We start from the raw sequence: 18,126 nt of genomic DNA on the forward strand, positions 1-18,126 counted from the left end.
AAAAAAACCGCCGGGAGCCTGAGGGCTGCCGGCGGTTTTTTTTGGGTCAGACGTTGAAGCGGAAGAGCATCACGTCGCCGTCCTGGACGACATATTCCTTGCCCTCTTGTCGCAGCTTGCCCGCCTCACGCGCGCCGGCCTCGCCGCCACAGGCGACATAATCGTCAAAGGCGATCGTTTCGGCGCGGATGAAGCCGCGTTCGAAATCGCTGTGGATCGCGCCGGCGGCCTGGGGCGCCTTCGATCCCGCCGGGATCGTCCAGGCGCGCGCTTCCTTCGGGCCGACGGTGAAGAAGGTGAGGAGGTGGAGCAGCTTGTACCCGGCGCGAATCACGCGGGCGAGGCCGGTTTCCTCCAGCCCCAGCTCGGACAGGAACTCCCCGCGGTCCTCGACCGGCATGGTGGCGATCTCCGCCTCGATCGCGGCGGAGACGACGACCGCCTCGGCGCCCTCGGCCGCGGCCTTGGCGAAGACGCGCGCGGACAGTTCATTGCCGTCGGCGGCATGTGCCTCATCGACGTTGCAGACATAGAGCACCGGCTTGGCGGTAATCAGCTGCGCCTGTGCGAAGACGCGCTCCTCCTCGGCATCCTTGGGCTTGGTGAGGCGCGCGGGCTTGCCGTCGCGCAGCAGCTCGAGCGCCTGGCCCAGCACGCTGGCGCCGATCTTGGCCTCCTTGTCGCCCTGCTGGCCCTTCTTGATGAGGTTGGGCACGCGCTTTTCGAGGCTTTCGAGGTCGGACAGCATCAGCTCGGTCTCGACCGTCTCGGCATCGGCGATCGGATCGACCTTGCCCTCGACGTGGGTGACGTCGCCATCCTCGAAGCAGCGCAGCACGTGGACGATCGCATCCACCTCGCGGATGTTGCCGAGGAACTGGTTGCCAAGCCCCTCACCCTTGGACGCACCGCGCACCAGGCCGGCGATGTCGACGAACGCGAGCTGAGTCTCGATCACCTTGCCCGACTTGGCGATCTCAGCCAGCTTCTGGAGGCGCGGGTCGGGAACGCCGACATTGCCGACGTTCGGCTCGATCGTGCAGAACGGGTAATTGGCCGCCTGCGCCGCGGCCGTCTCGGTCAGCGCGTTGAAGAGGGTGGACTTGCCCACGTTGGGCAGGCCCACGATGCCGCAGCGGAAACCCATGATAGATCCTTGAGATTAGGTGTTGCGGCGGCCTTAATGCGGCGGCGCGGCGGAAGCCACCCTCACCGCAGGCCTACCAGCGATAGTTGAAGCTGACGCTGATCCGATCCTGCTTGGCGCTGCTCGGCATCACTTCGTGCCTGAGCCAGCTTTCCCACAGGAAAATCGTGCCGGGGCGCGGCTCGGCATGGACGAAACTGCCCTCGCGCGGCGGCGCTGCCATCATCAGGCCCAGGCGGGGATCCTCCAGCCGGAGCACCCCGGCGCCGCGCGGCACGCTGACGTAGAAGGTGCCGGAGACGACGCTGTGCGGGTGGATGTGCCCCGAATGCGCGCCGCCGGGCTTCAGCAGGTTCACCCACAGGCTGTCGAGCTTCAGCTTGCGCCCGCCAAGCTGGAAGCCGCACTCGGCCGCGAAGCGCGCGACGTGACGATCGAGGTGACGCTTCAGATCGGCGAAGGCAGGGTCGCGCTGCGGCAGATCGTCGAGCGAGGCGTAGGAGGTATAGCCGCGATAGCCATGCTCCTTCGACCAGCGCTTGCCGGCGGTATCGTCCATGGCAAAGGCGCGGACCGATGCCTCCAGCTCCTCGAGCAGCGCGGCATCGTCGATCGTCTCTTCGTAGAAGAGGGTCGGGAACAGGGAGCGGACGGGCATCGCGGCGAGGTAAGCCCGCGTCGCAGGATTGCCAAGGCGCGCGATCAGCCGCCGTGCAGGCGGTGAAGCAGCGTGAGCGCGGTGACGAGTAGGGTCAGCACCGCCACGATCATCAGCAACAGGACGTAGAGGACCCCCCAGGTGCCGACGTGGTTGTCGCGGCGGGCGACCCACCAGATCGACAGAAGTACTGCGCCGAGCAGAGCGATCCGCGGCGCCACCGGGGCGAGCGCCGCCACCGCCAAGGGGGCGAACCGGCGGGCGCGGCGGCCTGGGATCAGACCGGAGACCACTCCACCGGTTCCTCGCCCTCGTCGTCCTCGGACACGCGGGCGTGATCGGGGCCGATCTTCTCGAGCAACTTGTCCAGCACCCAGTCGACGCCGGTGCCGCTGGCGCCCGACAGCGGGATCACCTCGGCCCCGCTCGCTACCTCCAGCTCGGCCGACAGCGCCGCGATCAGTTCCTCGTCGAGCGTGTCGATCTTGTTGAGCGCGATCACCACCGGCTTCTCGTCGAGCCCGGCGCCATAGGCCTCCAGCTCTTCGCGCACGATGCGGTAGCTTTCGCCCACGTCGACATCATTGGCGTCGATCAGGTGCAGCAGCACGCGGCACCGCTCGATATGGCCGAGGAAGCGGTCGCCGATGCCGGCGCCTTCCGCCGCCCCGGCGATGAGGCCGGGAATATCGGCGATGACGAATTCCTGACCCTTGTGCCGCACCACGCCCAGCTGCGGGCGGGTGGTGGTGAAGGCATAGGCGCCGACCTTGGCCTGCGCATTGGTCACCGCATTGATGAAGGTCGACTTGCCGGCATTCGGCAGGCCGACGAGCCCCGCGTCGGCGAGCAGCTTCAGCCGCAGCCACACCCAGGCCTCTTCATTGGGCCAGCCGGTGCCATGCTGGCGCGGCGCGCGATTGGTCGAGGTCTTGTAGCTGGCGTTGCCGCGCCCGCCGTCGCCGCCGCGCAGGAATATCTCGCGCTGGCCGACCTCCGTCAGGTCGAGGAGCAGGGTGCGCTCCTCGTCGTCCGCCAGCACCTGCGTGCCGACCGGCACCTTGATGACCAGATCCTCGCCGCCCGCGCCGGTGCGATTCGACCCCGAGCCACCATGGCCGCGCTCGGCCCGGAAATGCTGGGTGTAGCGAAAGTCGATCAGCGTATTGAGGCCGGCGACGGCTTCGAACACGATGTCGCCGCCCTTGCCGCCATTGCCCCCGTCAGGGCCGCCATATTCGATGAACTTTTCACGGCGAAAGCTGACCGCGCCGGGGCCACCGGCGCCCGAGCGGACGAAGATCTTTGCTTGATCGAGGAAATGCATGGCGAGCCGCTTAGCGAATTCGCCGGCGCAAAGCGACAAGGACCGCTGTCGGCCGTGGCATCACCGGGTGATTGCTTAACCGACGATGGGGCAGGGAGGGCAGATGGTCACGACTCTGCTGTTCGCCGCGCTACTGATTAACGCCGCGACCTTTGCCGCTTTCTGGTCGGACAAGCGCCGCGCCATTGCGGGCGAGCGGCGGATATCGGAGGCGAGCCTGCTGCAGCTGGCGTTGATCGGCGGGTCGCCGGGCGCGCTCGCCGCGCGCCACCTGTTTCGCCACAAGACGCGCAAGGAGCCGTTTTCCACCCGGCTGCTGCTGATCGTCGCGATTCAGGCGGGCGCGGGAATCGGGCTGCTGATCCTGTAGCCCCGAACCCGATTCCCCGGGCTTCCGGCTTATCGACCCCGGTCCGCCAGCAACATGCCGCGCGCCAGCTTGCGCGCGGTATCGCGCGACAGGCCGAGCGCCTTGGCCATCGGCGCCCCGAGCAACGCGTCGCCCAGCGCCATCAGCACGAGCTGAAGCGTTTCCTCGCGGATCGGCGCCCCGCCGTGATGGTCCTGCGCCAGATCCTCGACCAGATCGTGGATCGCGGTGAGAATCGGGTCGAGCGCGTTTTCATTGCCGGTGAGGATCATCCAGCTTGCGAGCGCGCCGGCGCCGTTGCGTCCAAAGGCGTCAAAGGTGAGGTCGACGACCTCCGCGGGATCCTCCGCCTCGCGTGAGCGGAGCACTGCGGCCTTGATCGTGCCGACGATCCGCGCTGCCAGATCCTCGATCAACGCCTTCTGCAGCCCTTCGGCCGATCCGAAATGGTGGAGGAGATTGGCGTGGGTGCGGCCGATCCGCGCGCCCACCGCCTTCAGCGTTACGGCCTGCGGCCCGACCTCGACCAGAAGCTCGCGCGCGGCCGACAGCGCGGCGCTGCGCGATTCCTCGGGGGTCATGCGGCGGCGAAGCGGGGTCACGGACATCAAGCCGGCTGTCGGCGCATCAGCAATGTTTTGCAATGGCTTGCTTTACGCAGCCGGACGGCGTGCTGGAGGGCGTACGTCGTCCGGCCGTGCATTGCAGGCAAGCAGGAGAAAGGAGGGCGGCGAGGGGCGATCAGGCGGCGATTGCCATTCGCGCCGGGACCTCTTCTTCCTCGCCCATGTCGAGCGCCAGCACGGCGCTGTCCACGGCCCGGCCCTGCGCCAGCGAGAAGCTGGCCTCGCGCCGAATCTCGCGGAAACCGAGCTTCTCGAGCACGCGGCGCGAGGGCAGATTGTCGAGATGGTGGCGCGCCTCGATCCGGCGGAGGGGCAGGGCATGGCGCGCCATGTCGACGACGGCGCGTGCCGCCTCCGTGGCATAGCCGCGGCCCCAGGCCGACGGCGTCAGCCAATAGCCAAGCTCGGCCACGCCGCCGCCCTGGTCGGTCAGGCCGATGCCGCCGATCATGCGGGGATAATCATGGTCGTGGCTCAGGATCAGGAATCGCGCCTCGGCCTCCCCGCGCGGCATCGACAAAAATGCCTCTGCATCGGCGTGGGTATAGGGCCAGGGCAGCCGCGCCAGCTTCATCGCCACCTCTTCATGGGCGATCGTCTGCTGCAGCCTCTCGGCTTCTTCCGGCCATCCCGGCCGTAACGTCAATCTCTTCGTCCGCGCGAACATCTGCGCCCTCCTCGCCTGACGCGCCGTTAGCCGGGACCGATGACGGGCCGGCGACAGACGCGGTGGATTGAGGGAGCAATAAAAAAGGGAGCCTGGGCGGACCCGGCTCCCTTGTCTTGTGGCTGGCCTCCCTGATGGAGGCTCCGGATCGCCCTGGTGGGCAACCCGGATGGTCGCCCGATGTTACTCTGCCGCCTCGGCAATCATGTCGACCGAACAGAATTTACGGCCGAGCTTGCCGTCGTGGAATACCACGCGGCCATCGACGAGCGCGAAAAGGGTGTGGTCCTTGCCGATGCCGACGTTGCGGCCCGGGTAGAACTTCGTCCCGCGCTGACGCACGAGGATGTTGCCTGCGATCGCTTCCTGACCGCCGAACTTCTTCACGCCAAGACGACGACCGGCCGAATCACGACCGTTACGCGACGAGCCGCCTGCTTTCTTATGTGCCATGGTGCTTGCTCCTTACGCTTCGCGATTAGGCCGACGCGCCGATCGACACGATCTTCAGGATCGTGTGGTTCTGGCGGTGGCCGTTGCGACGGCGGTAGTTGTGACGGCGGCGCTTCTTGAAAACGATGACCTTCTCACCCTTCGCCTGCGCGATGATCTCGGCAGCGACGGTGAGCCCGTCGGTCGGCTTCAGCTCCGAACCTTCGCCGGCCAGCAGCACGTCGCTCAGCGTGACGGAGGCGCCGGCATCGCCCTCCAGCTTCTCGACGACGATCTTGTCTCCGGCGGCAACGCGATACTGCTTGCCGCCCGTGCGCACGACTGCGAACATGGCCTGACTCTATCCAAATGCTTGTGCCCGGTCCGGATTGCCGGGCCAGGAGGAAGGGCGCAGCTAGGAGAGTCGCGCCCGTTTGTCAACGCCGCGCGCGGCCGCTGACGTCGATTACCGTTGCGTCGCGATCAGTGACGATGCTCGCGCCGCAGCAGATAGCGCCCGTCGCTCAGCCCCGTGAACAGGCCGGCGATCGCCGGATGGTCGACCGGCTCGTCGCTTTCGTCGTGCACCAGGTTCTGCTGGCTGACGTAAGCGACATAGGTCGATTCGGCGTTTTCCGCGAGCAGATGGTAGAACGGCTGGTCCTTGCGCGGCCGGATCCCCTCGGGGATCGACTGATACCATTCCTCGGTATTGGCGAAGACCGGATCGACATCGAACACGACGCCGCGGAAATCGAGCATGCGATGCCGCACGATGTCACCGATGGAGAATCGCGCATGGGCCACCGCGGGCAGCGCGGGCGCATCGCTCGCCGCTGCGGAACTGGCCGATCGCGATGGGATCGACAGGGAACTGGGGGCAGAAGGCATGATGCCAATCTAGTGGTTGTTGCGCGCTGCACAAGCAGCCGCTTGCGCAATGCAAACAAGCGCGTTAGAGGCGCGCCCTCGATCCACCGGGCCCGCCATCTGGCACGCCCGGTTGCCTCGCGGAGAGGTGCCAGAGTGGTCGATTGGGACGGTCTCGAAAACCGTTGTGCCTTTACGGGTACCGTGGGTTCGAATCCCACCCTCTCCGCCACCTTCTCCTTCGTACTTCCCCTCATGCCGACGACGCGCGGACCAACTGGCGTTAGCCAGGCAAGGGGCGTACGCTCACGCCATGTGGAGAGGGGGCCCCCGTCGCTGGGATCCGGTTTCGCCTGCGCACGGCAGGCAGGCAGCCCTTGGTGTGCGCTGCAGCGGCTGGCGGATTGCGCTGTTGGCCGTTTCCGCGCTGGGGAGTGCGAGTGCAGCGACGGCCGATCCGGTGGCGATGAGCTTCACCGCCGCGCTGGAGCGGACTGACCGCGTGGATCCGGCGCTCTCAGCCGCGAAGCACGCCCAGAGCGCGGCGCGCCTCACCGAAGGATCGCTGTCAACGCTCAACCGCCCGATCGTCACCGTGTCGGCGCAATATGTCGAATATCAAAAGACGCTGTCGCTCGACCTCACCGGCCCGCGCCGCGACGCGCTGGACAGCACCAACAGCTTCCTTGCTTCGATCCCCGGCTCCGTCGCGCCTGAATTCCAGGCCATCGCCTCCGACATCGTGGGGCGAATCTCCCAGGCGCTGCCGGGGCTGTTCGCCGCACTGCCGAGCGACGTGTCGTATCGCTTTCGCCAGAGCGTGTTCCGCCCCACGGTCCAGGGCATCCTGCCGATCTACACCGGTGGCGCGATCGCCGCGATCAAGCGCGGGGCGGCGGCGGGAACCGCGCTGGGCGAGGCGCGCACCCGATCGGCGCGTGATCTGGTGCGGGTCAATCTGATCCGCGCCTATTTCGGCCAGCTTGCCGCCGCCTCGCTGGAGGATTCGACGCGCGAGTCGCTCGCGGCGCTCGATGATCTGCTGTCCGACGCGATCAAGCTGGAGCTGGCGGGCTTCGTTCCCCGCGCCCGCCGTCTGGAGGCGCAGGTCGCGCGTGACGCGGCGGAGCGGCAATATGAGCGCGCGGTGCTGGCGCATGACAGCGCCCGCAGCGACCTTGCCAGCCTGCTCGAGGAGGAGGGCGTGACCCCCACGACACCGCTGTTCGTGCAGACCGCGCCGCTGCCGCCGCCAAGTACGTTCCTGGGCGGCGAGGACGATCTGCCGCAGACGCGCGAGGCCGATGCGGCGACCGCGGTGGCGCGGGCCGGGGTGGATCTGGCGAAGGCGCGCGAGCGGCCGCAGGCCTTTGCCTTTGGCGAATATAACCTCAACCGTTCCAATGCCTTGCCGGTCGAGCCGGACTGGATCGTCGGCGTCGGCGTGCGGTACACCCTGTTGTCCAATATCGGGCGATCGCAGTCGGTCGCGGCGGCGCGGGAGCAGGAGGCGGCGGCGGCGGAAACCGCGCGGGGCGCGCGGCAGACGAGCCGTGTCGCCACGCTGCGGGCGTGGAACCTGGTCGAAAGCGCGCGGCGTTCCTTCGTCTCGCTGGACAGCAGCCTGGCGGCAGCAGCGGAGAATCTGCGGGTTCAGCAGATCAGCTTCCGCGAGGGCGAGGGGACAGTGACGGCAGTGACCGGGGCGGAAGCCGCGCTGGCGGCGGCACGAACGCAGCGCGTGGCGACCGCATATGAATATGAACTGGCGCTCGCGGCGCTGCTGACCGCGTCCGGCAAGCTCGACGCCTTTCCGCAGTATCTGGCGGGCGCGAACGTGCGCATCCCGATCGTGGCGCGGCGATGAGCGCGCAGACGGTTGCTGCTCCCGCGACCGCGGAGGACGCGCCGCCGCCGTCACATCGCACGCGCTGGCTGCTGTGGGGCGGCGTGGTGATCGTCGCCATCGCCGTCGCAATCGGCCTGTGGCTCGCGAGCCGTCCGGCCCTGCCGCCGCTGCAGGGCGAGGTGGAGGCGGAGGAGGTGAACGTCGCGACCAAGGCGCTGTCGCGGCTCACGCGGATCATGGTGTCGGAGGGCGATCGAGTGCGCCGCGGCGAGGTACTCGCGATCCTCAATGCGCCGGAAGTGGAAACGGGATCGCAACAGGCGGCCGCCGCGCTGGAAAGCGCACGCGCGCTGCAGGAAATCGCCGACAAGGGCGCGCGCGAGCAGGACATCGCCGCCATGCGCGCGAATTGGGAAGCGGCGCGCGCCACCGCGAACCTCGCCGCGACGACCAGCCGGCGGGTCGACAGCCTCTATGAACAGGGGGGGGTCGCGGCGCAGCGGCGTGACGAGGCACGCGCCGCGATGGTGTCGAGCGCGCGCATCGCGGAGGCGGCGCGGCTGCAATATGAAAAGGTCGCCGCCGGCACGCGGGAGGAGAACAAGCAGGTCGCCGCCGCGCAGGTGCGGTCCGCCGAGGCGCTGGTGTTCGCAGCCGATGCGGCTGAGCGTGAGACGCGGCTGATTTCGCCAATTGATGGCGAGGTATCGCGGCGGCTGGTGCAGCCGGGCGAGATCGTCAGCCCGATCCTGCCCGCGATCCAGCTGATCGCGATCGATCGGCCGTGGGTGACGGTCAACGTCCAGGAGGATGATTTCAGGGGCATGAAGCAGGGCCGCGTGCTGCGCGGCACCGTGCCCGCGCTGGGCAAGACCATCGATTTTCGCGTCACCAACATCGCGCCACAGGGCAGCTACGCCACGTTCCGTGCGACGCGGCAGTCGAGCGGCTATGACGTTCACGCCTTTGCCGTGAAGCTGGAGCCGACGCAGCGCGCCACGGGGCTGCGGCCGGGGATGAGCGTCCTGTTCGACTGGCCGCAATGAGCGCGTTCGCGGCATCCTTTCGGCAGGAAGCCGCGCGAATCCTCCGTACCCCGCTCGACCTTTTCCTGCTCACGCTGTTTCCGCTGGTGATGCTGGCGGCGATGGCGGCCATGATGTGGGGCGGCACGCTGAGCAACCTGCCCGTCGTCATCGTCGATCAGGACGGCGGCCCGCTCGCCCGCGCGATCACGCGCAACATTGATGCGACACCGTATCTGGAGGTGGTGGCGCAGACGCCGCAGCGCGCCGAAGCGCTGGCCATGGTTCGCCGCGAACAGGCTGTCGCCTTCATGGTCATTCCAAAAGGCGTCGGCACCCGTGGGGCCACCGATCCGCCGGTGACGGTGTTCTACGAGGCGGTGTTCCTGTCGACAGGATCGGTCGCCTCCGCCTATCTGCGGCTCGTCACCACGGCGACGCTGTTGGCCCAGGCGCCACGCGACCTGGGCGTGGCAGGGGCGTCTGTTGCCGGGCGCACGCTGCCGACGATCCAGATCACGCTGCTCGGCAACCCGACGCTCAGCCTCGAATGGTTCCTCGGGATGCTGATCGGGCCCAGCATCCTCCATCTGGTGATCGCCATTTCCTGCATCGGCTCGCTCGGGCTGTTGCTGCGCGACAAGTCATTCGGCGCCTATGTCCGTGACACGCCGGCGCCCGTGGCGGCGCTGTCGGGACGGCTGGCGGTGCACGTCCTGGCCGGCATAACGTGGGGCGTGGCGTGGCTGCTGTGGATGACGCTGGCGCGTGGCTATCGCGTCGAGGGCAGCGTGGCGCTGGTCGTGATCGGGCTGGTTCTGCTGTTCATCACCACGGCGGCGATCGGCCTGTTGTTCATCGCGGTCACGCGCGAGGTGGGCACGTCCTTTTCCGGTGCGGTCATCGTCGCCGGATCGGCGCTCGCCTATTCCGGCGCGACGCTGCCGCTCAGCGGCGGGCTGTGGTATGCGCAGGACTGGAGCAAGGTGCTGCCGCTCACCCACTACATCTTGTTGCAGATGGACCAGCTGATCGGCGTCACCGCGCGCGCCGACCTGACGCCAATGATCGCGCTGCTGCTCTATCCGCTGATCGGCGGCGTCGTCGGCATGGTGCTGATCGTGCGATCGAAGCGCCCGGTATGAGCTTCCTCCGGGCGCTCGAGCAGACGCTGCTGACGATCATCCGCACGCGCGAGTTGCTGATGCTCGCGGTCGTCTCCGTGCTGTTCTACGCCGTTTATTATCCCGCGCCTTATCAACAGCAGACGGCGACCGACATCGCGCTGGTGGTGGTGGACGCCGATCGTTCGCCCATGTCGCGCGCGCTGGTGCGGCACCTTTCGGATACACGCGCGGTCTTCGTCGTGGTGGAAACGGGCAATCTGGGCGAAGCGCGCGAACTGGTGCGCGCGCGCAAGGCCGATGGCGTCGTGTACCTCGCGCCGCACCTGCAACAGCGCGTCCTGTCGCGCGGCGGGGGGACGGGCATCGCCTTATGGCTGAACGGTGCGTACTTCGTCCGCGCCGAGGCGATCGGGGAGACGCTGGGCCAGGTGGCGCTCGATGCGCTGGACGAACTGGCGCAAACGGTGCCGGCGATCGCGCGGCAGCGCGCGCCTGAGGTGCTGGTGCAGCCGATCTTCACCACCGGCGGCTATCGCGATTACGTCTTCCCGGCGGTCGCCAACATCATCCTGCAACAGACGTTGCTCGCCGCGTCCGCGCGGCTGGTGGCGGATCGCCGCCAGCGCGGCTGGACGGTCATGCGCCGGGCGGAGGCGCTTGGCATGCTGGCCGCCGCCGTGCTCGTCGGTGTCCTGACGACGGGTTTCTACTTCGGCTTCGTCTATTGGGCGCAAGGGGTGCCGCGCGGCGGCAACATGCCGGCGCTGCTGCTGGCGATCCCGCCGTTCGCGGTGGCGGTGGCGGGGCTCGGCATGGTGCTGGGCAGCCTGTTTCGCGCCGGCGACGACGCGCTGAAGGTGCTCCTGCCCACGTCCTTGCCGCTGTTGTTCCTGGGCGGCTTCGCCTGGCCGCTCTATGCCATGCCGCAATGGTTGGCGACCGCCGCATGGCTGTCGCCAGCGACGCCTGCGACGCACCTGTTCATCCGCTTCAACCAGATGGGGGCAACGCTGGCGGAGGCATGGGGGCCGTTGTCCCTCATGGCGGGACTCGCCGCCTGCTATACCGCCGGCTTCCTGTGGCGGGTGCGGCGCCTGAACGCCGAGGTCTGAACCGGGGGCGCCTGAGGATCGTCGGTGTCCGCAGACACCGCCGCTACTGCGACGGCGCCTGCGGACCCGTGACGGATCAGAAGTTCACGCGTGCCCGGACGCCATAGCTCTGGGCGTCGTTCAGGAAGCGGATGTTGAGCGCCGATCCGACCAGCGCCTTGGTCGACGCCTGCTGATCGGTGAAGTTGGTCGCCCACGCCTCCAGCCGGTAATTGCCGATCGTGTAGCCGACGCCGAGGTTCAGCGTGGTGAAGCCCACCTGGCGATCGGGGAAGCCGGCCTGCAGTGCATTCTGCCGCTCGCCGTCGAGGAAGACGATGTCCTTCTCGTTGAACTGCGACAGGAAGTAGGACGAACGATAACTCAGCAGCGCCTGCCAGTCGAACCGGCCGCGGCCCATTTCGAACCACTGCGCCAGCTTCACGCTGACATTGTACTTGGATGCCAGCGGCAGGCGGTTGCCGGTCAGGTCGATGAGCGGCGATTCGCCCGTCTCGTTGTTCTGCCCGCGCGCGTCGGCGACGGTGCCGCGCGTGATCTTCGTGTCGAGGAACGCGAAGTTGGTATCGAGCGAGAAATTGCCCGGCAGGTTGAAGCGCGCCTCAGCTTCCAGACCGTAGATGCGCGATGCGCCGATGTTGCGGTTCACCAGCGAATAGCCGTTGCACTGCGGCGGTGTCTGCGTCGTGTCGAGGTTGATGCAGGTCAGGTCCTGGAACACCTGGTCCTGATAGTCATAGTAGAAGCCGGTCAGGTTCAGGTACGCACGGCGACCGAAGGCGGTGAAGCTGTTGCGCGACCCGGCCTCGAACACGGTCAGGCTTTCCGGCTTGAACGTCTCGGGGATCGGCGAGGTCTGGAACGTGTCGTTGAACCCGCCCGACTTATGCCCGGTCGAAACCTTCGCGTAGAGCATGTTGTCCGACGTGATGTCATATTCCAGCCCGACGCGATAATCGACGAAGTTGAACTTCGCCGAGCCGCGCTGCTGCCCCGGGATCGTCAGATTGGCATAGCTGAAGCCGCCGTTGGTGCCGGTCGGGCACGTGACGAACCCATTGTCGATGTCGGGCCGCGTGAAGCAGGTGCCGTTCGGGTTCGTACCGTTGGCGATCGAGCCGATCTGCTGGATCAGCGTGTCGCGCGCGCCCGGGCTCTTGATGCCTTCGATCAGGAACTGCGCATATTGCTGCGGCGTGGTCAGGCCGGTGACGTTGAAGTTCGGCCGGTCGAGCAGCGCCGGGCGGAAGCCCTCGGTGCCGAGCCGCGTGCTGACGCAGCACGCGCCATCCGCGCCGCCCAGCGTCAGCGCCCAATTGCCGCCGATGCCGTAACGCGACTTCTTCTCGTCGGTGTAGCGGATGCCGCCGATCACGCGCAGGCGATCGGTCACGTCATACGTGCCGTCGGCGAAGAAGGCGAAGCTTTCGCCGTTCACGTCAGGCATCGTGAACTCGGTGCCCGAATAGCAGCAGTAACCGCGATCGGCGACCGCCATATAGCCGACCTGCTGCTTTTCCTTGAAGTAGAAGCCGCCCAAGTTCCAGCGCAGCGACTGGTCGGAATCGGCACTGGCGCGCAGCTCATAGACCTGGCTCTGCGACTTGGTCTGCCAGAAGTTGTTCGAAAAATTGTCGAACTGCACCGTCGAATAATCGCGGCCGTTCCACGCGATGCTCTCGCTGCTGGCGTTGGACTGCATGAAATCGACCGAGCGGTAGCTGCCCGTCGCCTCGACCGAGAAGGTGTCAAAGCGATAGCCGATCTTGCCCTGAACGCCCCAGAGCTCGTTCTCCATGTCGCCCTGCTGGCCGCGATAGACGACGCGGCGCAGGTCGAGCTGCTCGGGCCGCAGCCCGGTGGCCTCGACCGCGGCGAAGATGTTGGCGCCCGGATAGCCGGTGCCGGTTTCCTTGCCATAGTCACCGACGACCGACAGCGAGAGACGATCGGTCGGCTCCCAGCGCAGCGACACGCGGCCGGCGTAATTCTCTTCGAGGCCGGCAGGCTTCAGACGGCTCGCCTGCGGATCGGGCGAGGCGTTCTTGAAGCCATAATCCTTGTTCACATAATAGCCGGCAACGCGGGCGGCGAAATTGTCGCTCAGCGGCACGTTGATCGCGCCCTCGGCGGCATAGCTGTCGCGATTGCCATATTCGGCCTGCGCATAGCCGGTGACCCGGTCGAACGTCGGCTTGGCGGTGATGATGTTGAGCGTGCCGGCGAGCGCGTTGCGGCCGTACAGCGTGCCCTGCGGCCCCTTGTTCACCTCGACCCGTTCCAGATCGTAGAACATGAGGCCAAGGCCGCGCGGACGCGGGATGTAGGAACCGTTCAGGTGCGGCGCGGCGCCCGGATCACCCAGTTCGGTGTTGTTCGAGGATCCGACGCCGCGGATGAAGATCTCGATATTGCCTTCCTGATTGGCAATGTTGAGCCCCGGAACGGCCACGCCCAGGTTCCGCACATCGGTGATGCCGCTCTTGCGCAGGTCATCGGCGGACAGGGCCTGCACCACGCCCGACACGTCCTGCAGATTCTGCTCACGACGGTTGGCGGTGACGACGATGTCGTCGGTGCCCTGTTCGGTCGCCTGCGGCGACGTCGGGCTGGTCGACTGGTCCTGCTGCGGCGTTTCGATCACCTGCGCGACGGCAGGCATGGCGGTGCCCGAAAGGAGCAGCGCTGCCAATGGCAGATAGGTGGTCCTGGTCATGATAACTCCCTGAGACGTTTGTTTTTTTAGTTGTTGTTATTCGGGCAAGCGGTGCCCGCGCCGTTCGCCTGCACCAGGCGCGCCCGCGAAATCGTCAGGTCGAGCGTGCCGTCGGTCGTCAGAGAAAGCGGTGCCGTGACCTGGCGCATGTCCGCGCCGGCCTTGGCGAAACAGGAAAGCGGCACGGTCAGCGTCGTCCAGACGCCCGGCTTTGCCGCCCGCAAGGCGTCGGTGACCGGCACCTCGCCGGCACAGCGCTCGCCGCAAGCGACGCCCGCGGTCACTGCCCGGCTGGGCGCACCATCCACCTTGAGGTCGATCTGCACGGCAAGCGCGCCGTTGGTCTCGCGCATCAGGTCGGCGGGTGCGCTGTCCACGATCGCCGCCACCGCCTTGCCGCGGCCGGTCCATGCCAGCCGCACGCTGTCTTCCTGCGCGCGCCGGTCAGCGCCGCGGGCGGTGATGAGGTCGGGGCCCGGGTTGGGCGACAGGGCGCCCGGCGCACCGATCAGCAGGCGCCGTCCGGTGCCGGGCCGCCCGGCATCGAACAGGATCGTGCGATCACCGCTCGCCTGCGTCGCGCGCTGCTCGGGCAGCGGTGCCAGCTCGCCGCGATCCTTCAGCGTCAGGCCAAAGCCATAGGGGAACAGCGGGTTATAGTCCGCGTCGCCCACGTTGACCGCCGTCTGATCCGACGTGCGCGGCCAGCTGTACGGCAGCTTGCCACGGAAATCGACCTTGCCGAACAGCACGTCCGCCACGCCGCCGCCCTCGCTGCCGGGCAGCCACGCAGCGACAAAAGCGTCCGAGGCGTTGAGGTACGGGTTCACCCACAGCGGTCGGCCAGACAGGAACACCGACACGGTCGGAATGCCCGCCGCCTTCAGCTTCTTGAGCAGCGCCAGATTGTCCTGCGCATCGTCAAAGGCGACATCGGCGCGGTCGCCCTGGAATTCGGCATAGGGATCCTCGCCGAACACCACGACCGCCACGTCGGGCTTCTGCGTGAAGCGGCCGTCGGTCGACAGGTCGACCGTCGCGCCCACGCCGTTGGCCACCTCGCGCATGCCCTCGGCGATGGTCTGCGCCTTGGGGAAATCGGTCCGGCTGGTGCCGGTGCCCTGCCAGGTCAGCGTCCAGCCACCGGTCTGCTTGGTCATGTTGTCCGCGCCGTCACCGGTCAGCAGGATGCGCGCGCCCGGCTTCAGCGGCAGCACGCTGCCCGCATTCTTTAGCAACACCAGCGACTGGCGCACCGCCTCGCGCGCCACGGCGCGATGCTCCGCGCTGCCGAGCAGGTCGTACTTTCCGGCGAGCGGGCGGGTGGAGGGCTTGCCCGCGTCCATCAACCCGGCGCGCACCTTCACGCGCAGGATGCGGCGCACGGCATCGTCCAGCGTCGCCATCGGCAGCCGGCCGTCCTTCGCCTGCGCCAGCGTATTGTGCCACAGCCCCTTCCAGCTGTCGGGCGCCATCGCCATGTCCAGACCGGCGGTGAACGTCTGGTAGCAATTGTCCGCGGTGCAGCCCTCGACCTGGCCATGACCGTTCCAGTCGCCGACCAGGAAGCCGTCAAAGCCCCAGTGATCCTTGATCACGCCGCGCAGCAGCGACCGGTTGCCGTGCATCTTGGCGCCGTTCCAGCTCGAGAAGCTGACCATGATCGACTGCACGCCCGCCTCGATCGCGGGAACATAAGGCGCGGCGAACAGGCGACGCAGCGTGGCCTCGTCGGTGCGCGCATCACCCTGGTCCTTGCCGCCGGCCGTGCCGCCGTCGCCCAGGAAATGCTTGGCGGTCGCGATGATATGGTTGCCGCGCAGCCAGTCGCGGTCGCCCACCTTGCCCTGCAGCCCCTCGATCAGCGGGCGGGCGTAAGCGGTGGCGATTTCGGGATCCTCGCCGAACCCCTCATAGGTGCGGCCCCAGCGATCGTCGCGCACCACCGCCAGCGTCGGGGCAAAGGTCCAGTCCAGGCCAGTGACGCGCATTTCCGCGGCGGTCACTTCGCCGATCCGGCGCATCAGTTCGGGATTGCGCGCCGCGCCGAGCCCGATGTTGTGCGGAAACAGCGTCGCGCCCACGACATTGTTGTGCCCGTGAACGGCGTCCGATCCCCAGATCACCGGGATCCGCGGCAGCGCGCCATGGGGGCGCATCGACGCCTCATAGAAGGCATCGGCGGCGGCGACCCAGGCCGGGGCGGTGACATGATGGCCCTCGCCGGGCTTGGAATTGCCGCCGTTCAGCACCGATCCCAGATGATAGCGATAGACGTCTTCGGGCGTCACGCTGGCGATGTCGGCCTGCACGACCTGACCGACCTTCTGCTCCAGCGACATGCGGCGCAGCAGATCCTCGACGGTCTTTTCCACCTTGGCGTCGCGCGTCGCGGGCAGGGCGGGCTTGGCCCAGTCCGCCGGCGTTGCGATCGCGCTCGGGGTGGCGGTGGCTGTCGCCTTGGCGGGTGTGGATGATGCGGCGGGCACCTGCGCCTGCGCGGGGGAAGCGGCGAGCCCCGCCGCCAATGCAACATAGCCCACGCGATTCAGCACTCTCAGCACGCTCATCCCCTCTGAAAACTTCTCTGTCCCGACGCTATCGTTGCCCGTCGGTGGCGCAGTGTCTTGACAGCGTTGTCTAAACAGCGGTTTGGCAACGTTGTCAATTTTGAAGTCGCGAGCGGCTGTCATGGTGCGCGTGCCATCTCGGGCGCGTGCTGTGATCGGGCGGCAAATCGGTGCGGCCGTGCGTATTGTCGCTTGGCGCGCATTGTACGGGGCCGGTTGGCGGGGCATCGTCGCGCGCCGGCCGGTCCGGACCGCTCAGGTGCCAGGGCGGCCGGGGCGCAAGGGTCGCAGGTTGGGGCAGGGGGACTCGGATCGGGATGGAAGCAGGCGACAAGCGGCAGGTGCGGGCGACCATCACCGATGTGGCGGCGCGATCCGGCACCTCGATCAAGACGGTCTCGCGCGTCTTCAATGACGAGCCCTTTGTTCGCCCCGAGACGCGCAGGCGCGTGCTCGAGGCCGCGGCGGCGCTGGATTACCATCCCAACATGGCGGCGCGCAGCCTGGTGCGCGGGCGCTCCTTCCTGATCGGCCTGTTCTACGAAAATCCCAGCCCCAATTATGTTGTCGACCTCCAGACGGGGGCGCTCGATCGCCTGCACGACGAACGTTATCGCCTCTTGCTCTTTCCGTGCGAGAATGCGCGCGCCGTCTCCGGCCGCCTTCTCCAACTCGCCCGCACCTCTGGGCTTGAGGGAATCGTGCTCGCCCCGCCGCTCGGCGACGATCCGCAGACGGTGCGCGACCTGGTGGAGGCGCGCATGCCCTTCGTGCGCATCGCGCCGACCACCGCGCTCGATGCCTCCCCCACGGTGGGGATCGATGATGGCGCGGCGGCGCGGGAGATGACGGATCACCTCCTGTCACTCGGCCATCGGCGGATCGCCTTTGTGCAGGGCGATCCCGACCACCCGTCGAACAGCCAGCGGCTGGACGGCTTTCGCGGCGCGATGCAGGCCGCCGGGGCGACGGTGGACGAACGGCTGATCGAACAGGGGCGTTATACGTTCGAATCCGGGCTCGCCGCGGGCCGCCGCATCTTTGCCGATCGCCAGCGGCCGACGGCGGTGTTCGCCGCAAATGACGATATGGCGGCAGGCGTGGTGGTCGCCGCCAAGGAGGCGGGGCTGGACGTGCCCGGCCATGTCTCCGTCGCGGGCTTCGACGACAGCCTCATCTCGCGTGTCACCTGGCCGCAGCTCACCACGATCCACCAGCCGACCTACGATATGGCGCACGCGGCGACTGACGCCCTGCTCGCGCTGATCGAGAAGCGCCCCCTGACACCGGCACTCCGTCTCCAGCACCAGCTCCTGGTTCGCGGCTCAACCACCCGAACCGCGCCGCTCTGATTCTAATCTGGCCACGCTTCACCCCAACGCGGCCAGATTCGCCCGATTCTGTTCCGCAGGGCGGCCGCAAGGCACGATGATTCGGCCGGAGCGCGCCGGCGGCACAGCGGCGGCGGGGTCCTGAAACCCGCGGAAAAGCGTGGTTTTGTTGGTGTTGTGTAGGAAGACTGCAAAAAGTGTTTGACGGTGTGGGCGGGTGCGCCTAGATGGGTGTCACCGCAGCGGTGGCCCGGACGGGCTGGTTGCAGTGGTTAGCGAAAACAAGGCGCCGTGGTCGC

At 67.5% G+C, this 18,126-nt stretch carries 17 protein-coding genes and 1 tRNA gene; 7 read left to right on the forward strand and 11 right to left on the reverse strand.

Annotated features, from left to right (window positions below; translation table 11 throughout):
* Nucleotides 1-46: 46 nt before the first annotated feature.
* The 4 genes from ychF to obgE form a co-directional block, all read right to left on the reverse strand.
* The gene (gene ychF, locus ACH0BU_RS07625) at nucleotides 47-1,147 is read right to left on the reverse strand and encodes a redox-regulated ATPase YchF (RefSeq protein WP_145120433.1); all 1,101 of its coding nucleotides are present in this window, start codon (nucleotides 1,145-1,147) and stop codon (nucleotides 47-49) included.
* Nucleotides 1,148-1,220: 73 nt separating this feature from the next.
* Entirely contained in the window at nucleotides 1,221-1,805 is a 585-nt protein-coding gene (locus ACH0BU_RS07630) for a TIGR02466 family protein (RefSeq protein ID WP_314472286.1), read from the reverse strand.
* A gap of 44 nt (nucleotides 1,806-1,849) precedes the next feature.
* Complete coding sequence (locus tag ACH0BU_RS07635) at nucleotides 1,850-2,098, reverse strand: hypothetical protein (RefSeq protein WP_296218912.1); 249 nt, start codon at nucleotides 2,096-2,098, stop codon at nucleotides 1,850-1,852.
* Nucleotides 2,083-3,132, reverse strand: a complete 1,050-nt coding sequence (gene obgE / locus ACH0BU_RS07640) for a GTPase ObgE (protein ID WP_314472287.1) — start codon at nucleotides 3,130-3,132, stop codon at nucleotides 2,083-2,085. The genes ACH0BU_RS07635 and obgE overlap by 16 nt, the downstream gene beginning before the upstream one ends.
* 103 nt (nucleotides 3,133-3,235) lie before the next feature.
* Here obgE and ACH0BU_RS07645 point away from each other — a divergent pair, with 103 nt between their 5' ends.
* Nucleotides 3,236-3,502 carry a DUF1294 domain-containing protein gene (locus ACH0BU_RS07645; RefSeq protein WP_046406637.1) on the forward strand — a complete coding sequence of 89 codons (267 nt, stop codon included), beginning with the start codon at nucleotides 3,236-3,238 and terminating at the stop codon, nucleotides 3,500-3,502.
* A gap of 29 nt (nucleotides 3,503-3,531) precedes the next feature.
* Here the strand turns inward: ACH0BU_RS07645 and ACH0BU_RS07650 are convergent, their stop codons facing one another.
* The 5 genes from ACH0BU_RS07650 to hspQ all read right to left on the reverse strand — a co-directional run bounded on the left by ACH0BU_RS07650 (nucleotide 3,532) and on the right by hspQ (nucleotide 6,118).
* Nucleotides 3,532-4,110: a TetR/AcrR family transcriptional regulator gene (locus tag ACH0BU_RS07650; RefSeq protein ID WP_145120425.1), complete on the reverse strand. Its 579-nt coding sequence runs from the start codon at nucleotides 4,108-4,110 to the stop codon at nucleotides 3,532-3,534.
* Nucleotides 4,111-4,243: 133 nt separating this feature from the next.
* Nucleotides 4,244-4,795 (reverse strand): GNAT family N-acetyltransferase, encoded by a 552-nt coding sequence (locus tag ACH0BU_RS07655; protein WP_296218909.1) that lies wholly within the window; start codon nucleotides 4,793-4,795, stop codon nucleotides 4,244-4,246.
* Between the two features lie 183 nt (nucleotides 4,796-4,978).
* A complete protein-coding gene (gene rpmA / locus ACH0BU_RS07660) occupies nucleotides 4,979-5,248 on the reverse strand; it encodes a 50S ribosomal protein L27 (protein ID WP_046406357.1) in 270 nt (89 codons plus the stop codon).
* A 25-nt stretch (nucleotides 5,249-5,273) separates the two neighbouring features.
* Entirely contained in the window at nucleotides 5,274-5,579 is a 306-nt protein-coding gene (gene rplU, locus ACH0BU_RS07665) for a 50S ribosomal protein L21 (RefSeq protein WP_046406359.1), read from the reverse strand.
* A 131-nt stretch (nucleotides 5,580-5,710) separates the two neighbouring features.
* Complete coding sequence (hspQ, locus tag ACH0BU_RS07670) at nucleotides 5,711-6,118, reverse strand: heat shock protein HspQ (protein ID WP_125945265.1); 408 nt, start codon at nucleotides 6,116-6,118, stop codon at nucleotides 5,711-5,713.
* A 121-nt stretch (nucleotides 6,119-6,239) separates the two neighbouring features.
* Between hspQ and ACH0BU_RS07675 the strand changes: the two genes are divergently transcribed.
* The 5 genes from ACH0BU_RS07675 (at nucleotide 6,240) to ACH0BU_RS07695 (ending at nucleotide 11,210) form a co-directional block, all read left to right on the forward strand.
* Nucleotides 6,240-6,329 (forward strand) — tRNA-Ser (locus ACH0BU_RS07675).
* 180 nt (nucleotides 6,330-6,509) lie between these two features.
* Complete coding sequence (locus tag ACH0BU_RS07680; RefSeq protein WP_314472453.1) at nucleotides 6,510-7,964, forward strand: TolC family protein; 1,455 nt, start codon at nucleotides 6,510-6,512, stop codon at nucleotides 7,962-7,964.
* Complete coding sequence (locus tag ACH0BU_RS07685; RefSeq protein WP_296218900.1) at nucleotides 7,961-8,992, forward strand: HlyD family secretion protein; 1,032 nt, start codon at nucleotides 7,961-7,963, stop codon at nucleotides 8,990-8,992. The genes ACH0BU_RS07680 and ACH0BU_RS07685 overlap by 4 nt, the downstream gene beginning before the upstream one ends.
* Entirely contained in the window at nucleotides 8,989-10,116 is a 1,128-nt protein-coding gene (locus ACH0BU_RS07690; protein WP_296218899.1) for an ABC transporter permease, read from the forward strand. Before ACH0BU_RS07685 ends, ACH0BU_RS07690 begins: the two co-directional genes overlap by 4 nt.
* Entirely contained in the window at nucleotides 10,113-11,210 is a 1,098-nt protein-coding gene (locus ACH0BU_RS07695; RefSeq protein ID WP_500263894.1) for an ABC transporter permease, read from the forward strand. Before ACH0BU_RS07690 ends, ACH0BU_RS07695 begins: the two co-directional genes overlap by 4 nt.
* A 76-nt stretch (nucleotides 11,211-11,286) precedes the next feature.
* On the opposite strand, the gene ACH0BU_RS07700 is transcribed toward ACH0BU_RS07695, so the two are convergent.
* Both ACH0BU_RS07700 and ACH0BU_RS07705 read right to left on the reverse strand, forming a co-directional pair.
* The gene (locus ACH0BU_RS07700) at nucleotides 11,287-13,926 is read right to left on the reverse strand and encodes a TonB-dependent receptor (protein ID WP_296221954.1); all 2,640 of its coding nucleotides are present in this window, start codon (nucleotides 13,924-13,926) and stop codon (nucleotides 11,287-11,289) included.
* A gap of 26 nt (nucleotides 13,927-13,952) precedes the next feature.
* Complete coding sequence (locus ACH0BU_RS07705) at nucleotides 13,953-16,490, reverse strand: glycoside hydrolase family 3 protein (protein WP_500263895.1); 2,538 nt, start codon at nucleotides 16,488-16,490, stop codon at nucleotides 13,953-13,955.
* Nucleotides 16,491-16,813: 323 nt separating this feature from the next.
* Between ACH0BU_RS07705 and ACH0BU_RS07710 the strand changes: the two genes are divergently transcribed.
* On the forward strand, nucleotides 16,814-17,848 hold the full coding sequence (locus ACH0BU_RS07710; RefSeq protein WP_296221958.1) for a LacI family DNA-binding transcriptional regulator: 1,035 nt from the start codon (nucleotides 16,814-16,816) through the stop codon (nucleotides 17,846-17,848).
* The last annotated feature ends 278 nt before the right edge of the window (nucleotides 17,849-18,126 follow it).

The sequence above is a fragment of the Sphingomonas olei genome, from assembly GCF_045369765.1.
Taxonomy (GTDB): domain Bacteria; phylum Pseudomonadota; class Alphaproteobacteria; order Sphingomonadales; family Sphingomonadaceae; genus Sphingomonas; species Sphingomonas panaciterrae.

What these genes read in the sequence shown, in the direction of transcription:
- ychF (WP_145120433.1), bottom strand. Translation starts at nt 1,147, where the DNA reads ATGGGTTTCCGCTGCGGCATCGTGGGCCTGCCCAACGTGGGCAAGTCC.
- ACH0BU_RS07630 (WP_314472286.1), bottom strand. Translation starts at nt 1,805, where the DNA reads ATGCCCGTCCGCTCCCTGTTCCCGACCCTCTTCTACGAAGAGACGATC.
- obgE (WP_314472287.1), bottom strand. Translation starts at nt 3,132, where the DNA reads ATGCATTTCCTCGATCAAGCAAAGATCTTCGTCCGCTCGGGCGCCGGT.
- ACH0BU_RS07645 (WP_046406637.1), top strand. Translation starts at nt 3,236, where the DNA reads ATGGTCACGACTCTGCTGTTCGCCGCGCTACTGATTAACGCCGCGACC.
- ACH0BU_RS07650 (WP_145120425.1), bottom strand. Translation starts at nt 4,110, where the DNA reads ATGTCCGTGACCCCGCTTCGCCGCCGCATGACCCCCGAGGAATCGCGC.
- ACH0BU_RS07655 (WP_296218909.1), bottom strand. Translation starts at nt 4,795, where the DNA reads ATGTTCGCGCGGACGAAGAGATTGACGTTACGGCCGGGATGGCCGGAA.
- rpmA (WP_046406357.1), bottom strand. Translation starts at nt 5,248, where the DNA reads ATGGCACATAAGAAAGCAGGCGGCTCGTCGCGTAACGGTCGTGATTCG.
- rplU (WP_046406359.1), bottom strand. Translation starts at nt 5,579, where the DNA reads ATGTTCGCAGTCGTGCGCACGGGCGGCAAGCAGTATCGCGTTGCCGCC.
- hspQ (WP_125945265.1), bottom strand. Translation starts at nt 6,118, where the DNA reads ATGCCTTCTGCCCCCAGTTCCCTGTCGATCCCATCGCGATCGGCCAGT.
- ACH0BU_RS07685 (WP_296218900.1), top strand. Translation starts at nt 7,961, where the DNA reads ATGAGCGCGCAGACGGTTGCTGCTCCCGCGACCGCGGAGGACGCGCCG.
- ACH0BU_RS07690 (WP_296218899.1), top strand. Translation starts at nt 8,989, where the DNA reads ATGAGCGCGTTCGCGGCATCCTTTCGGCAGGAAGCCGCGCGAATCCTC.
- ACH0BU_RS07695 (WP_500263894.1), top strand. Translation starts at nt 10,113, where the DNA reads ATGAGCTTCCTCCGGGCGCTCGAGCAGACGCTGCTGACGATCATCCGC.
- ACH0BU_RS07700 (WP_296221954.1), bottom strand. Translation starts at nt 13,926, where the DNA reads ATGACCAGGACCACCTATCTGCCATTGGCAGCGCTGCTCCTTTCGGGC.
- ACH0BU_RS07710 (WP_296221958.1), top strand. Translation starts at nt 16,814, where the DNA reads ATGGAAGCAGGCGACAAGCGGCAGGTGCGGGCGACCATCACCGATGTG.